Source organism: Aeromonas sp. FDAARGOS 1404 (assembly GCF_019047085.1).
GTDB lineage: Bacteria > Pseudomonadota > Gammaproteobacteria > Enterobacterales > Aeromonadaceae > Aeromonas > Aeromonas veronii.
In genome coordinates this window covers 3,826,882-3,842,082 of sequence record NZ_CP077237.1, presented here as the reverse complement: position 1 = coordinate 3,842,082, position 15,201 = coordinate 3,826,882, and the positions used below count along the sequence as shown (strand labels likewise).

10 protein-coding genes are annotated in these 15,201 nt (G+C 62.3%); 2 read left to right on the top strand and 8 right to left on the bottom strand.

Features of this window, described 5'->3' with window-relative positions:
* Window positions 1-182: 182 nt before the first annotated feature.
* The 3 genes from nifJ to I6L34_RS17830 all read right to left on the bottom strand — a co-directional run bounded on the left by nifJ (window position 183) and on the right by I6L34_RS17830 (window position 6,330).
* On the bottom strand, window positions 183-3,758 hold the full coding sequence (nifJ, locus tag I6L34_RS17840) for a pyruvate:ferredoxin (flavodoxin) oxidoreductase (RefSeq protein ID WP_216955095.1): 3,576 nt from the start codon (window positions 3,756-3,758) through the stop codon (window positions 183-185).
* Entirely contained in the window at window positions 3,755-5,401 is a 1,647-nt protein-coding gene (locus I6L34_RS17835; RefSeq protein ID WP_216955094.1) for an NAD(P)-binding protein, read from the bottom strand. Before I6L34_RS17835 ends, nifJ begins: the two co-directional genes overlap by 4 nt.
* 176 nt (window positions 5,402-5,577) lie before the next feature.
* Window positions 5,578-6,330, bottom strand: coding sequence for an ABC transporter substrate-binding protein (locus tag I6L34_RS17830; RefSeq protein WP_181224408.1), 753 nt, complete (start codon window positions 6,328-6,330; stop codon window positions 5,578-5,580).
* Between the two features lie 77 nt (window positions 6,331-6,407).
* Here I6L34_RS17830 and I6L34_RS17825 point away from each other — a divergent pair, with 77 nt between their 5' ends.
* Window positions 6,408-8,258: an MOSC N-terminal beta barrel domain-containing protein gene (locus I6L34_RS17825; RefSeq protein ID WP_216955093.1), complete on the top strand. Its 1,851-nt coding sequence runs from the start codon at window positions 6,408-6,410 to the stop codon at window positions 8,256-8,258.
* Between the two features lie 223 nt (window positions 8,259-8,481).
* Window positions 8,482-10,194, top strand: a complete 1,713-nt coding sequence (locus I6L34_RS17820; RefSeq protein ID WP_005350493.1) for a methyl-accepting chemotaxis protein — start codon at window positions 8,482-8,484, stop codon at window positions 10,192-10,194.
* A gap of 75 nt (window positions 10,195-10,269) precedes the next feature.
* On the opposite strand, the gene htpX is transcribed toward I6L34_RS17820, so the two are convergent.
* The 5 genes from htpX to bioB all read right to left on the bottom strand — a co-directional run bounded on the left by htpX (window position 10,270) and on the right by bioB (window position 15,082).
* Entirely contained in the window at window positions 10,270-11,142 is an 873-nt protein-coding gene (htpX, locus tag I6L34_RS17815) for a protease HtpX (protein ID WP_005337890.1), read from the bottom strand.
* Window positions 11,143-11,255: 113 nt separating this feature from the next.
* Window positions 11,256-11,933, bottom strand: a complete 678-nt coding sequence (gene bioD, locus I6L34_RS17810; protein WP_005337893.1) for a dethiobiotin synthase — start codon at window positions 11,931-11,933, stop codon at window positions 11,256-11,258.
* 59 nt (window positions 11,934-11,992) lie between these two features.
* A complete protein-coding gene (gene bioC, locus I6L34_RS17805; protein ID WP_216955092.1) occupies window positions 11,993-12,808 on the bottom strand; it encodes a malonyl-ACP O-methyltransferase BioC in 816 nt (271 codons plus the stop codon).
* Window positions 12,801-13,997: an 8-amino-7-oxononanoate synthase gene (gene bioF / locus I6L34_RS17800; protein ID WP_216955091.1), complete on the bottom strand. Its 1,197-nt coding sequence runs from the start codon at window positions 13,995-13,997 to the stop codon at window positions 12,801-12,803. The genes bioC and bioF overlap by 8 nt, the downstream gene beginning before the upstream one ends.
* Window positions 13,994-15,082 carry a biotin synthase BioB gene (gene bioB, locus I6L34_RS17795; RefSeq protein ID WP_216955090.1) on the bottom strand — a complete coding sequence of 363 codons (1,089 nt, stop codon included), beginning with the start codon at window positions 15,080-15,082 and terminating at the stop codon, window positions 13,994-13,996. Before bioB ends, bioF begins: the two co-directional genes overlap by 4 nt.
* Window positions 15,083-15,201: the final 119 nt, after the last annotated feature.

Here is a 15,201-nt window from a genome sequence, read left to right as displayed (position 1 = left end):
GCTCCCAGCATATTGCCTGTAGATATCAAACATATCAACAAATTATCATTTGTATTCAATATGTTATCAAATAATTACCGGTCAGATTGATAGATACGTATATCTATAATCAAAATTATGCTTTTTCAGCATCCCCAAAGCGGGCCAGTGGCCCGCTTTCTCATACCGATTTCACCCCATCCTCACACCGGCGGATGGAAATGGCTGGCTTCGCGGGTAGCCATCTCCTCGTAGGTGGCCCACTTCTGCCACGCCACTTTTTGCGCAACCTGCATCAGCCGCTCGGCCTCCTCCGGATGGCTCTGGGCCAGCACCCGATAACGGGTCTCCTCCTGCCGATATTCAGCGAGGGGAATGGAGGGGCGCAGGCTGTCGAGGCTGAAGGGGTTCTGCCCCGATCTGCGCAATACCGGGTTGTAGCGCATCAACGGCCAGTGACCGGAGGCCACGGCGCGTTTTTGCTGGGTCAGGCCAAACTCCATATCGATGCCGTGAGCGATGCAGTGGCTGTAGGCGATGATAAGCGACGGCCCCGGATAGGCCTCCGCCTCACGCAAGGCCTGCAGCGCCTGCTGCGGGTTGGCACCAAAGGCGATGCGGGCAACATAGACGTTGCCGTAGGAGATGGCCTGCAGCGCCACATCCTTCTTGGCCAGCGTCTTGCCCCCCGCCGCGAACTTGGCGACGGCGCCGAGCGGGGTCGATTTCGACATCTGGCCGCCGGTGTTGGAGTAAACCTCGGTATCCATCACCAGCACGTTCACATCTCGCCCGGAGGCGAGCACATGATCGAGCCCCGATGAGCCGATGTCATAGGCCCAGCCATCGCCGCCGATGATCCAGACCGAGCGGCGCACCAGCTGATCAATCAAGGAGAGCAGCTCGCGGGCCTTGCCGGATTTCACCTCCTCCAACCGCTCCCGCACTTGCGCCACCCGTGTGCGCTGGGCACGGATCTCCGACTCCAGCCGCTGCGGTGCGCTAATCAGGGTATCGACCAGCTCGGCGCCCAGCTCCCCCTTCATCGCTTCGAGGGCCGCCACCGCCTGACCGTGATGCTGATCGGCGGTGAGACGGAAGCCAAAGCCAAACTCGGCGTTGTCCTCAAACAGGGAGTTCGACCAGGCCGGCCCCTTCCCTTCGCCGTTCTTGGCCCACGGCGTGGTCGGCAGGTTGCCGCCGTAGATGGAGGAGCAGCCGGTGGCGTTGGCCACCAGCATGCGATCGCCAAACAACTGGGTCAGCAGCTTGAGATAGGGGGTCTCGCCACAACCGGCGCAGGCACCGGAGAACTCGAACAGGGGTTCGAGGAACTGGGTGCCGCGCACCGTGGAGAAGTCCACCCGCTCGCGGGCAGGCCACGGCAGGCTCTCGAACCAGCGCAGTGCCTGTTTCTGGCCAGCCAGATGGGGGGCCTTGTCCATCATGGCGATGGCTCGCTCGCCTTCATGGCTTTCATCCGCTCCGGCCCGCACCGGACAGGCCTGCACGCACTGGCCACAACCGGTGCAATCTTCCGGATAGAGCTGCAAGGTGTAGCGGCTGTCGGGGAAACCCTTGGCGGTGACGGGCACCGACTGCGCTGCCTCGGGGGCGGTTGCCAGCCAGTCCTGATGGTAGAACTTGGCCCGCAGCGCCGCGTGGGGGCAGACAAAGACGCAGTTGCCGCACTGGATGCAGATATCCGAATGCCAAATCGGGATCTCGCGGGCGATATCCCGCTTCTCGAAGCGGCTGGTGGCGGTGGGGTAAGTGCCATCCACCGGCAGCATGGAGACGGGGATCAGATCGCCGCGCCCCGCCAGCATCTCGCCAGTCACCCGCTGGACAAACTCGCTGCCGCCGGGAGCCAATGGCAGCGGATAGTCGCTGATCTGCTCCTCACCGGCCGGGATCGCCACCTTGCAGAGGTGAGCCAGGGTATCGTCCACCGCCGCGAAGTTGCGCGCCACCACCTCGGGCCCCTTGCGGGCATAACTCTTCTCGATGCTCTCCTTGATAAGGGCAATGGCCTCATCCCGCGGCAAGACTCCGGCTAGCGCGAAGAAACAGGTCTGCATAATGGTGTTGATGCGATTGCCCATGCCGTTTTGCTCGGCCACCCGATCCCCATCGATGCAGTAGAGCCGGATATTGAGGGCACGGATACGGGCGCGCAGCCGCTCGGGCAGCTGACCCCACACCTTGTCCGCCTCATAGGGGGCATTGAGCAGCAGGGTCGCCCCTTCGGCAGCGTGCTCCAGCAGATCGACCGATTCAACAAAGCCCCACTGGTGGCAGCCGATAAAGCTCGCCTGCTCGATAAGCCAGGGGGCGTCGATGGGTTCGGGGCCAAAGCGCAGGTGGGAGACGGTGCGCGAGCCCGACTTCTTGGAGTCATAGACGAAGTAGCCCTGGGCGTGGAACCCCTCCAGCTCGCCGATGATCTTGATGCTGTTCTTGTTGGCACCGACTGTGCCGTCGGCACCGAGACCGAAGAAGAGCGCCCGCACCCGGCTGGCAGGCTCCAGATCGCCGATGGGGTGCCAGGCAAGACTGAGGCCCGACACATCGTCCACTATCCCCACGGTAAAGCGCGGGCGCGGCGCATCGGATGCCAGCTCCTCGAACACCGCCGCGCACATGGCGGGGGTGAACTCTTTGGAAGAGAGGCCGTAGCGACCGCCACTGAGCCAAGGCAGCCGCTTGATAAGGCCGCGTTGCAAGCCGTCGATAAGGGCGCTCTGCACATCCAGCAGCAGCGGCTCGCCGCCCGCCCCCGGCTCCTTGGTGCGATCCAACACGGCGATGCGCCGCACGCTCTGCGGCAGCGCATCGAGCAGCGCCTGTACCGGGAAGGGGCGATAGAGGCGCACAACCAAGACCCCGGTCTTGCGATCCTGTTGGTTGAGCCAATCCACGGTGGTGCGGGCGGTGGCCGCCCCCGAGCCCATCAGCACGATGACGTCGGTGGCATCGGGCGCGCCGTGGTACTCCACCAACCGGTAGTGGCGGCCGGTCAGCTCGCCGAGATTGTCCATGCATTGCTGCACCCGCGCCGGTACCGCTTCGTAGAAGGGGTTGACGCTCTCGCGGGACTGGAAATAGGTATCCGGGTTCTGGGCTGTGCCACGCATCACCGGATGATCCGGGTTGAGGGCCCGGGCACGGTGGGCGCGCACCCAGTCGTTATCGATAAGGGCGCGAATTTCATCCCGATGCAGGGCGGTGATCTTGTTCACCTCGTGGGAGGTGCGAAAGCCGTCGAAGAAGTGGATAAAGGGCACCCGGCACTGCAGGGTGACGCTGTGGGCGACCAAGGCCAGGTCCTGCGCCTCCTGCACCGAGCCGGAGGCAAGCATGGCAAAGCCGGTGCTGCGCGCCGCCATCACATCCTGATGGTCGCCAAAAATCGACAGCCCCTGCGCCGCCAGCGAGCGGGCCGCCACATGGAACACCGCCGAGGTCAATTCACCGGCGATCTTGTACATGTTGGGCAGCATCAGCATCAGCCCCTGACTGGCGGTGAAGGTGGTGGCGAGCGCCCCCGCCTGCAGGGCGCCGTGTACCGTGCCGGCCGCCCCCCCTTCGCTTTGCATTTCCACCACTGTGGGGATGTTGCCCCACAGGTTGGTCTGCCCCTCCGCCGCCCAGGCATCGGCCAGTTCGGCCATGGTCGAGCTCGGGGTAATGGGGTAGATGGCACACACTTCACTCAGCTGGTAGGCCACCCGGGCCGCGGCTTCGTTGCCGTCGACCATGATCAGTTCATGTTTCATTGGGACTCCTCCGGTTGGCGCAGCTCGATGGCGTGACAGGGGCACTGGTCGTGACAGGCACCGCAGCCGGTGCAGCGCTCGGCATCCACCTGATAGCCTTTGCCCGGCCCAAGCTTGGCGATGGCCTGTTCGGGGCAACTGCCATAGCAGCCGTCGCACTCGAAGCAGTTGCCGCAGGAGTAGCAGCGCGCCGCCTCGAAGCGGGCGGCCACCTCATCCAGCCCGCCGATGATCTCGCCAAAGTCGTCCCGCGCCCACGCCGGTTTGACCGGCTGACTGCTGGCGGGCGCGTGGGTCTGGAACCATAACTGCAACTGCTCCGGCCCCACCAGCGGGTAGGAGAGCGGTTTGTGGTAGTGGCGACCGCGCAGCCAGGCATCCATATGGCGCGCCGCCTTCTTGCCGTGGCCGGTGGCGATGGTGACGGTGCGCTCGGAGGGCACCATGTCGCCACCGGCAAAGAGACCCGGCACATCCGTCATCAGGTTTTCGCCAACCTGCACTACCCCCTCCTTGTTGACCCGCACGCCGGGAATACTCTCCAGCACCGAGAGATCGACCTCCTGACCCAGCGCCAGAATAAGGGAGTCTGCTTCGAGGGTTTCAAACTTGCCGGTGGGTACTGGCTTGCCCTCGGCATCCAGCGCCATCACCTCCACCTCGATATTGGTGTTGTCGAGCTGACGGATGCTGCGCAGCCAGTTGATCTTGATCCCCTCCTCCTCGGCCTCGTCGGCTTCAAAGGCGTGGGCAGGCATATGGTCCCGATCGCGGCGGTAGATGATCATTGCCTCTTCAACGCCCAAACGGCGGGCGGTACGGGCCGCATCCATGGCGGTATTGCCACCCCCATAAATCGCTACCCGCCGTCCCAGTTTGGGGGGGGGCAAGCCCTGCTCTTCGGCCAGACTGGCCTGTTCGAGGAAGCTCACCGCATCGAGGATCTTGCCCGCTTCCCGGGCTGGAATATCGACCCGCTTGGCCAGATGGGCGCCGATGGCCATAAAGACGGCATCAAAGCCCCCCTCGTCGCGCTCGCGCAGCACATCCTCCACCTTGTGGTTAAGAGTGAGGGTCACTCCGGCCGCCACGATGCGGGCCACCTCCCGCTCCAGCACGTCGCGGGGCAGACGGTAGGCGGGAATGCCGAAACGCAGCATGCCGCCCGCCAGCGGCCCCGCTTCGCGGATCTCCACCTGATGGCCGAGCCGGTTGAGGTGCCAGGCGCAGGAGAGGCCTGAGGGGCCAGCCCCGATCACCAGCACCTTCTTGCCGCTGGCGGGCGCGGGGGGCGCAGGCAGCCAGCCTTTGGCCAGCGCCTCGTCGCCGAGGAAACGCTCGATGGCATGGATAGAGACGGATTCATCCACCTGACCGCGGTTGCAGGCGCTCTCGCAGGGGTGATAGCAGACCCGGCCATGAATGGCGGGCAAGGGGTTCTCTTCGATCAGGGTCTGCCAGGCCGCCTCAAAACGGCCGGCCTGCGCCAAAGAGAGCCAGGCCTGGATATTTTCTCCGGCCGGGCAGGCGTGATTGCAGGGTGGCAAGGCCGGCCGCCAGACGGGTAGCCGGGTACGCACCGGGCCTGTTCCCGTTTTCAGGGAGAGATCCGGCAATGGGGTCATGTCCAGTTGTTTGCTCATACATTGCTTTCTTCTTTTTGTGTGACAGGCCCCACCCGATGGCGCTTGATACCGTGTAGCCGAGGCGGACGGTGGCCGGATGGGGAAGAAGCGAAAGCGTTAGAAACTGGGAACTGAGTCGATAATGGCCGCTTTTTTGTACTGATTAGCGAATCAGGATCAAAAAATGTTGCACTTTATGGTTCATAGAGACCAGAACGTGACTCAAGTAACATCTTCTCCAGCTGACCGCTGGCTTTCAGTTTGGCGAGCCCCCGATTGAAGGTTTTGATGAGTTCGTCAGCGTTGGCGCGCTTGCGGCTGATCAGCAGGTGACCTTCAACTTTCATCACGGGTTTTGAATGGGTTGCAAAGAGATCGACCGTGCTGGCCGGGTAGAACTGACGCAGGGAGTAGTAACCGACATCGATGTTCTCCAGGGTCAGGTCGGCGCGGCCGGAGAGCAGCAGATCGAAGCTCTGACGCAGCCGGGTGACGAACTGCACCTGCAGCGGCACCTGCGCGATGGCTGCAAAAAAATCTGCATTGTAGGTATAGCCACTGACCGCAGCCAGCTTGCGATCCGCCAGATCCTGATAGCCACGCCATTCCAGCGGATCTGACTTGAGATAGAACCAGACGTAGGTTTCGCTCAGGATGGGATCGCTGTAGAGATGGGTTTTGCGCCGCTCGCTCGACTCATACCAGTGGACTGTGCCATCCACCACCCCCTCCTCCGACAAGCGAAAGGCACGCTTCCAGGGCAGAAACTGGAACTTGACGCTCACCCCCTCACTCTTGAATGCCTCGCTCACCACATGAGGGATAAGCCCCTGATATTTGAGCGTCTCGGAGCAGTAAGGGGGATACTCCCCCGTGGTCAGGGTCAGCTCCTGCGCCCAGAGCCCGTGGCAAAAAAGGCTCCCCACCAGCAACCAGCTTATTTTCATCCCTATGCCCTCTTGTTCTGTTTTCCCAACTATAGACCGCCCCCTTGAAAGGATTGCCGGATCGTCGGGGAACCGTTATGTTCCCCTTTTTCCAGGCGATCGCGCCGCGTCACAAGGATATGAAGATGCCCAGGCTAGACAGCATTCACCTCTACCCCATCAAATCGACTGCAGGTATGCCGCTGGCTCGCGCCCGGGTGACCGAAGAGGGACTGGCAGGGGATCGCCGCTACATGGTGGTCAAACCGGACGGTACCTTTATCACAGCCCGTACCCATCCCCAGCTGCAACAGGTCGTGGCCACCCCCATCGAAGGGGGCTTGCAACTGCGCTATCCGGGCTTTGAACCGCTCACCCTGCAAGAGACCGACTTCAGCCGCACCCCGCAAGCTACCGGAGTCTGGAGCGACCGCTTTACCGCCCTGCACACCGACCCCAAAGCCGATGGATGGCTGAGCCGGGTGGCAGGGGAGACGGTGCAACTGCTCTGGCTGGGTGAAACCTCTGATCGCTTTCGCGAGAAGACCGGCACCCGGGTCAGCTTTGCCGACGGTTATCCGCTGCTGCTGATAAGCCAGGCTTCCCTTGAGGATCTCAATCTGCGCTCCGATGCCCTGCACCAGATGAGCCAATTCCGCACCAATCTGGTGGCAAGCAATACCCAGCCCTTCGAGGAGGACAGCTGGGTGCGCATCCGCATCGGTGAGGTGGAATTTAAAGTGGTCAAGCCCTGCAGCCGCTGCATCATGACCACTGTGGAAGCGGGCACCGATCGCTTCAACGCCCTGAAAGAGCCGCTGGCGACTCTCACCCGCTACCGCCGTGGCGAGGATGGCGAGGTCTACTTCGGCCAGAATCTGGTGGCGCTGAACGAGGGATGGATTGAGGCAGGCAGCGAGATCGAGGTGCTGGAACGTACCCGTCCGGTGGTCTATCCCGCCGCCGCGCCGAAGAAGCGGGAGCTGGTCTGCGTGGCCCGCGAACCGCTGGCGCGGGATCTGGAGACCTTCTGGTTCGAGGCGACCGATGGCGAGCCCCTGCCCGACTACCTGCCGGGCCAGCATCTGCCCATCAGCCTCGATATCAAAAATGAACGGATCCAGCGGCGCTATACCCTGAGCTCCACGCCGGATCACCCGGAGCGTTACAGCATCAGCGTCAAAAAGGTGGAGGGTGGCCGCATCTCCCACTGGCTGCACCAGCAACTGCAGGTGGGCGACCGGCTGCTGGCCGCCAACCCCGCTGGTGAGTTTCACTTAGGGTCCGAGCGCAACCTACTGTTGCTCTCCGCAGGCTCCGGCGTCACCCCCATGCTGACGATAGCCCGCACCCTGACCCTGCGCGGGGAGCTCGAAGAGGTTCACTTTATGCACCTGTGCCGCAGCGAAGCGGACATTCCCGCCGCCAGCGAACTGCACGCCATGGCGCAGCAGGGTATGGCCCTCACCATTATCCTGAGCCAGCCGGACAATCACTGGCAGGGGCTGCAAGGGCGACTCAATGATGAGCATCTGCAACGTATCAAAGGGCTGGCCGAAAAAGAGGTCTTTATCTGTGGCCCCCACGGCTTTATGGCCGATGCGGCGGCGAAAGTGGCAGCCCTCGGCGTACCGGCCGCGCGGATCAGACAGGAGAGTTTTGGCGGCGCCATTCTCTCGGTGGCCCGCCCCCATCAGGCGGTGCAACTGCGTATCGGCGCCCAAGCCTTTACCGGCAACAATCAGGGCACAGTGCTGGATCAGGCCAAAAAGCAAGGTGTAGAGCTGCCATGGAGCTGCCGCGCCGGCATCTGCGGCAGTTGCAAACAGACGCTGATCTCGGGCGAGGTGGATCACCCCGACGCCCCCGCCATCACCGCCGCCGAGCGGGCCGAGGGCAAGATCCTTACCTGCTGCGCCGTGCCGCTCACTGACCTTGAAATCCTATGATCGGGTGATCGAGCCGCATTAACTCACGCCCCCCCCAGATGACCGAGGAATTGACCCCGGTCATCTTTATCCACACTTGTTCACCTGATCCGCCCTTAATTTGTCCCCACGGCCTTCATCAGTGAGTTTCCCTTCCTATACTCTCAGAGCAAAAAGCCTTGCCAGCCATTGACTTGGCGATGCTCCATACGACACTCAGCCATAGGGAAAGGACGCCCATACCATGGAACAGAACAAGCCCGCCTTTCAGCTCAACCTGCTGCTATCCGTCATCACCCTGATCCTGCTGTCACTGGTGTTTTTCGCCTACAGCTGGGCGGGTAAACAACTGGAAGAGAGTTATCGACAACAATATGTCTCCTACCTGCTGGCCGATGAGCTGCGCCAATCCTCCGATGATCTGACCCGACTCGGTCGCACCTATGTCATCACCAAGGATCCAGCCTACGAGCAGCAGTACATGCGGATCCTGGCCATTCGCAACGGCGAACAGCCGAGGCCGGATGGCTACAACCGTATCTACTGGGACTTTGTCGCCGCCAACGGCCAGAATCCCCGCCCCGACAGCAATGTTCGCCGTGGCCTGATCGACCTGATGAAGGATGCCGGTTTCACCGACGGTGAGCTCGCCAAACTGAACGAGGCCAAAAACAACTCGGATGCGCTGGTCAACACCGAGGTCGCCGCCTTCAAACTGGTGCAGCAGACCGATGGCGATCCGGTTGCCAACCAGCAAAAAGCCATCGCCATGATGCATGACAAGGCCTATCACCAGAACAAGGGGCGCATCATGTCCCCCATCGATGACTTCTACGTGATGATGGAGCAGCGCAACCATGAGGCAGTCGAGAGCGCCATCGCCAATACCGATATGCTGCGCTATCTCTTTATCGCCCTCGGTCTGGTGTTGATGTTCTTCCTCTGGCGCACCTATCGCTCCCTGCTCGATCTGGTGGGCACCTCGGTCGAACAGCTCAAGACCGATCTCCATATGATGGCGGAAGGGGACTTCTCGCGCCCCATCAAGGTGCCGGCAGGATCGAAAGAGAGCCTGATCGGCCTGCTCGGCGGCATGCAGACCACCCTCAAGGGGATCATCGCCAAGGTCTCCCACTCCACCGAGGAGCTATCCCACTCTGCCGACAGCATCGCCCAGATCGCCGAGCAGACCGCCCAGTTTGCTACCGATCAGCAAACCAGCACCCAGACCATGGCCGCCGCCATCGAGGAGCTGGTAGTGAGCATCAGCCACCTCTCCGACAATGCCACCCATGCCGACGAGCTGAGCAAGGTCTCCGCCAATACCCTGGAGGAGGGTTCGGGGGTCATTAAAGAGACGCTTGGCAGCATCGAGAATATCTCCACCACTGTGGGGGATGCGGCCAGCACCATCTCCGAGCTCAACGGCCATACCCAGCAGATTTCGGAGATCATCGGGGTGATCCGCGGCATCGCCGATCAGACCAACCTGCTGGCCCTCAACGCGGCCATCGAGGCGGCGCGGGCCGGTGAACAGGGTCGCGGCTTTGCGGTGGTCGCCGACGAGGTGCGCAATCTGGCCAGTCGCTCGGCGGCCTCAACCCAGCAGATCACCGGGATGATCAGCAAGATCCAGAGCGGGGCGGATGCCTCCATTCGCAGCATGGAGAACACGGTCAACAACGTCTCTCGCGGGGTCACGCTGGCCAACCAAACCGGCGAGGCGATCGCCAGCATCCAGAGCCACGCCTCCAACCTCACCGGCCTGATGGGGGAAATCAGCCACACCCTGCGCGAGCAGTCCACCGCCGCCAACGAGGTGGTCTCTACCGTCGGCAACATCACCTCTCTCTCAGAGCAATCGGGGGATGCCGCCCGTCACGTGTCGCAAGAGGCGGCCAAGCTCAAGCAGCTGTCACGGGTACTGCGCCAGGAGATGGGGCACTTCAAGCTTTAAAGAACGCTGAAAAGCAAAACGGCTGCCCGAAGGCAGCCGTTTTTTATGCAGGGTATCCCCGTCATTCAGCATCTATCAACCACGCAGGGCGGCGATACGCTGCTCGATGGGCGGGTGGCTCATGAACAGCTCGCTCATGGAGCGCTTGCCGTTGATGCCAAAGGCCATCATGGAGCCTTCCAGCTGTGGCTCGGCACCGCGGGAGAGGCGCTCAAGGGCGGCAATCATCTTGTCGCGACCGGCCAGCTTGGCGGCACCGGCATCGGCACGGAACTCACGCTGACGGCTGAACCACATGACGATGATGGAGGCCAGAATACCGAACAGCATTTCCAGCACGAACACGGTGATCATGTAGGCAAAACCGCCGGTACTGCTGCTCTCTTCCTCGTTGTTGGAGCTGAAGAAGTTGCTGATCACGCCAGCCACGATACGGGCGAAGAACATCACGAAGGTGTTCACTACACCCTGGATCAGGGTCAGGGTCACCATGTCGCCATTGGCCACGTGGCTCACCTCGTGGGCCAGTACCGCTTCCGCCTCGTCACGGCTCATGCTGTAGAGCAGGCCGGAGGAGACCGCCACCAGCGAATCATCGCGGCGAGCGCCGGTCGCAAAGGCGTTCATCTCGGGAGAGTCGTAGATCCCCACTTCCGGCATCTTGATACCCGCTTCGCGGGCCTGACGAGCCACAGTGCTCACCAGCCAGTGCTCGGTCTCGTTACGGGGTTGCTCGATGACCTGGACGCCATAGCTGCGCTTGGCCATCCACTTGGACATCAGCAAGGAGATAAAGGAACCCCCAAAACCGAACACGGCACAGAACACCAACAGCCCGGAAATGCTGGACTTGTTGATCCCCAGAACCGAGAACAGGATATTGAGTACCACCCCCAGCACCAGCATGACGGCCAGGTTGGTCACCAGGAATAGCATAATTCGCTTCATATAGACTCCTTGTGAAGATAAGGGACATGACCGGGGATCACTCGGGATCCCCACCTGATCATGTTAATGTCGACATTCTAGGGAGATTCGATGAATGTTCGCTGAATATGCCGTCAAAGTAGCGGCGAGATATCAAGACGCCCCTGCAAATCGGCTTCAAGCGGATTGTTTATAAACGGAATTTCGCCGAGGAAGGGGGCTGGCAGCAAGCCCCTCAGGGTGTCCAGATTTTCCTGATAATGGCTCATGGAACCATGGAGACGATTAATTACCCACCCCGCCACCGGCAGCTGATCATTGCGAATGGCGGCAAAGGTGAGCAGCGCATGATTGAGGCAACCCAGCTTGGCCCCCACCACCATGATCACCGCCATGTTCTCCTGTTTCACCCAGTCCGACAGCAAATGCTTGCGATCGAGCGGCAGATACCAGCCCCCCGCCCCTTCCACTACCGCCAGCTCGGCCCCGGCCTGTTCAATCTTGCGTAGCCCCTCGCTCAACCCCTGCATGGTGATAGGCTGGCGTGCCTCGCTGGCGGCGATGTGGGGCGCAATCGGCGGCTCATAGGCGAACGGATTGACCACCTCATAGGGCAGCGGCAGACTCGCCGCCTCCTGCAACAGAACGGCATCCAGGTTGCGCAGCCCGTCCGGAGTGCGAGCACATCCGGCCGAGACCGGCTTGTAACCCGCGCACTTGATTCCCTGTGCGCTGAATTCGCGCAGCAGGGTGCGCGCCACCAGCGTCTTGCCCACATCGGTATCGGTGCCGGTGATAAAGAATGATTTCATACGGTTCTCTCCTTGGCAGGGCCCGTTGACTACCCTGCACACAATGCGATTCCCGGCGCTCAGCGAGGCTTGCTGAGACGGCCGAGGCACACCCGATAACTGGCGACCAGCCTGCCATCGGGCTGGCGAAACGCCTCATACGCCTGCGCCAGCTGCTGCAATCTGGCGCGCCCGCTCAGACCGGCCGGGGCGGCACTCCCCTGATTGTCATTGACCTGATTGGCCCCAATCCCCTTGAGATCACGCAACAACTGCGGCAATTCAAGATAGGCGAGATCCCAAGTGATACAACGCAGCTCGGGAGCAGATACCCCGGCGCTCGCCAGTGCCTGCTCCAATTGTGGCAGGCTGAGGAAGCGATTGACATGGGCGCGACCATCAAGCTGCTGCCAGGCGGCTCGCAACTGCCAGAGCGACTCATCGAGCAGGGTCGAGAAAAAGATCTGGCCGCCCGGTTTGACCACCCGCAGCAGCTCGCCGAAAGCCTGGGCCGGGCGCTCGCACCACTGCAGCGCCAGACTGGAGAAAACCCAGTCGAACGCGTTATCGGCGAAAGGAAGCTGCTCCGCATCGCCGCAGAGCAGGCGAGCACCGCTGTCACGCAAGGCGGCCTGCGCCAGCATGCCGGGGGCGAGATCCAGCCCCACCAGCTGTTGACAACGGTTCGCCAGTTGGGGCAAGAAAAAGCCGGTACCGCAGCCCAGATCCAGCCCGCTCACCGTCAGATCAGTGCCAACCGGCCTGCTCGGCATCCATTCCAGCAACGCCTGCCCCACCTCCTGCTGAAAGCGGGCATGGGCATCGTAGTGACGAGCGGCGGCGCCGAAACGGCGAGCAAGCTGCGCCTTGTCGACCGTTTGAAAACGCTCAGCCATGATGAGTCTCCCCAAGCGTTGTCGCTGCAGGGCAGACCCCCAAGGCATCGAGCAGGCGATCCACATCCTGCTCGCGGTGAGCCGCGCTCAGGGTAATACGCAGCCGGGCCGTACCGACTGGCACAGTGGGCGGGCGGATGGCGCTCACCCAGACGCCGCGCTCCCGCAGCCGTTCAGCCAGTTGCAGGGCAACACTGCTCTCCCCCACCAGCAGCGGCTGGATCGGGGTATTGCTGGCACCAAGTTGCCAACCCTGATCCTCTGCCCCTTGCCGGAAGCGGGCGATCAGCTGGCCAAGATGGGCGCGGGCATCCTCGGCGGCGCGTACCAGTTGGATACTCTTGCTGACCGCACAGGCCTGCGCGGCGGGCATATGGGTGCTGTAGACATAGTGGCGAGCGAAGTTGACCAGATACTCCACCAGCTCGCGGCTGCCGCCGACAAAGGCGCCAGCGACGCCAAGCGCCTTGCCAAAAGTGCCCATCTGGATATGCACGTTGGCAGGATTTACTCCCTGCGCCGCCAGGGTGCCGCGCCCCTCAGGCCCCAGCACACCGAGGCCGTGGGCATCGTCGATCATCAGCCAGTTGCCGCTCCGGGCGGCGAGGATTGCGAGCTCGCGCCAGGGGCCCTGATCCCCGTCCATGCTGAACACCCCTTCCGAGACGATGAGCCCGCGATTTGGCTCAAGCTGCCGTTCAAGGGCCGCCATATCGTTGTGGGCAAAACGCTTCATCTTGCAAGGGAGCTGGCTGCCGATCTCCTGCAGGGAGGCGTGGTTGAGTTTGTCCTGCCACAGCAGATGCTCCTTGCCGAACAGGGCTTTGAGCACCGCCTGATTGGCGGAAAAACCGCAATTGAAGAGCAGCACCGCCTCCACTCCGAGCCACTCGGCCAGAGTCTCCTCAAGCTCTTGGTGGGCACGGCTGTAACCGGTCACCAGTGGCGAGGCGCCGGAGCCCGCGCCATAGAGCTCAATCCCCGCGTTGAAGGCGGTCTTGATGGCGGGGTGATCCGCCAGCCCCAGATAGTCGTTGGCGGAAAAGTTGAGGTAGTCGCGCCCTGCAACCCTGAGCAGCCCGCCACTCGCCCCGTCGGTCGCGATGCGGCGACGCAGCAGATTGGCCTGTTCGCGCCCGGCCAGCGCCGCGCTCAACCCAAAGGGGCCTGTTACTGCTGGGCCAGTCATGACCGCGCAGCCTCGGCACGGGGGCGGGTGGCGTCATAAAACATTTCGGCAGGTTCGCTCTGGCGGCTCACCTCGGCCAGCAGCTCCTCTTCTTGAACCTGATCCGGTTTCTGGGCGCGCTGGGCGGGACGAATACCGAGCCGCTTGAACAGCTGCATGTCGCTGTTCTCGTCCGGGTTGGGGGTGGTCAGCAGCTTGCAGCCGTAGAAGATGGAGTTGGCCCCCGCCATAAAACACATGGCCTGCATCTGCTCGTTCATCTTCTCCCGCCCGGCAGAGAGGCGCACATGGGAGGCGGGCATCATGATCCGTGCCACGGCGATGGTGCGGATAAATTCGAACGGATCGAGGTTCTCCTCGTTCTCCAGCGGCGTTCCCTTCACCTTGACCAGCATGTTGATGGGCACACTCTCCGGGTGGCGCGGCAGGTTGGCCAGCGCCATCAAGAGACCCGCCCGATCCTTGGCCTGCTCACCCATGCCGACGATGCCGCCGGAGCAGACCTTCATGCCCGCGCCACGCACATGCTCCAGCGTATCGAGCCGATCCTGATAGGTGCGGGTGGAGATGATCTCGCCGTAGAACTCCGGCGAGGTGTCGAGGTTGTGGTTGTAGTAATCGAGCCCCGCAGCGCCAAGACGCGCCGCCTGATCGGCGGTGAGCATCCCCAGCGTCATGCAGGTCTCCATGCCGAGCCCGCGCACCTCCTCGATCATCCGGATGATGTAGGGCATGTCCTTCTCTTTGGGATTGCGCCAGGCGGCCCCCATGCAGAAACGGGACGAGCCGTTGGCCTTGGCTTCGCGGGCCCGCTCCAGCACCTTCTCCACCTCCATCAGCCGCTCGGCCTCAAGACCGGTGTGGTAACGGGCGCTCTGGGGGCAATATTTGCAATCTTCCGGGCAGGCACCGGTCTTGATGGAAAGCAAGGTGCTCACCTGCACTTCGTTCGGGTCAAAGTGAGCGCGGTGGACAGTCTGGGCCTGAAACAGCAGATCGTTGAACGGCAGGGCAAACAGGGCCTGAACCTCGGCGAGGGTCCAGTCATGGCGAAGGGCGTGACCGCCCGCGGTGAGAGCATTCATACATGGCTTCCGGTTGTTATTAGTGGGATCCTGCGCCCGCCATCTTGGGATTGACGGCCACAAAACCCGCCGCCGGGCCCGCGCGCTCAGGGTTATGCGCAGTGCCAAGTGGCTGAAAT

Coding starts and splice junctions, on each gene's coding strand:
- bioD (WP_005337893.1), bottom strand. CDS start 11,933: ATGAAATCATTCTTTATCACCGGCACCGATACCGATGTGGGCAAGACG.
- I6L34_RS17830 (WP_181224408.1), bottom strand. CDS start 6,330: ATGAAAATAAGCTGGTTGCTGGTGGGGAGCCTTTTTTGCCACGGGCTC.
- I6L34_RS17835 (WP_216955094.1), bottom strand. CDS start 5,401: ATGAGCAAACAACTGGACATGACCCCATTGCCGGATCTCTCCCTGAAA.
- bioC (WP_216955092.1), bottom strand. CDS start 12,808: ATGGCTGAGCGTTTTCAAACGGTCGACAAGGCGCAGCTTGCTCGCCGT.
- nifJ (WP_216955095.1), bottom strand. CDS start 3,758: ATGAAACATGAACTGATCATGGTCGACGGCAACGAAGCCGCGGCCCGG.
- I6L34_RS17820 (WP_005350493.1), top strand. CDS start 8,482: ATGGAACAGAACAAGCCCGCCTTTCAGCTCAACCTGCTGCTATCCGTC.
- htpX (WP_005337890.1), bottom strand. CDS start 11,142: ATGAAGCGAATTATGCTATTCCTGGTGACCAACCTGGCCGTCATGCTG.
- I6L34_RS17825 (WP_216955093.1), top strand. CDS start 6,408: ATGTTCCCCTTTTTCCAGGCGATCGCGCCGCGTCACAAGGATATGAAG.
- bioF (WP_216955091.1), bottom strand. CDS start 13,997: ATGACTGGCCCAGCAGTAACAGGCCCCTTTGGGTTGAGCGCGGCGCTG.
- bioB (WP_216955090.1), bottom strand. CDS start 15,082: ATGAATGCTCTCACCGCGGGCGGTCACGCCCTTCGCCATGACTGGACC.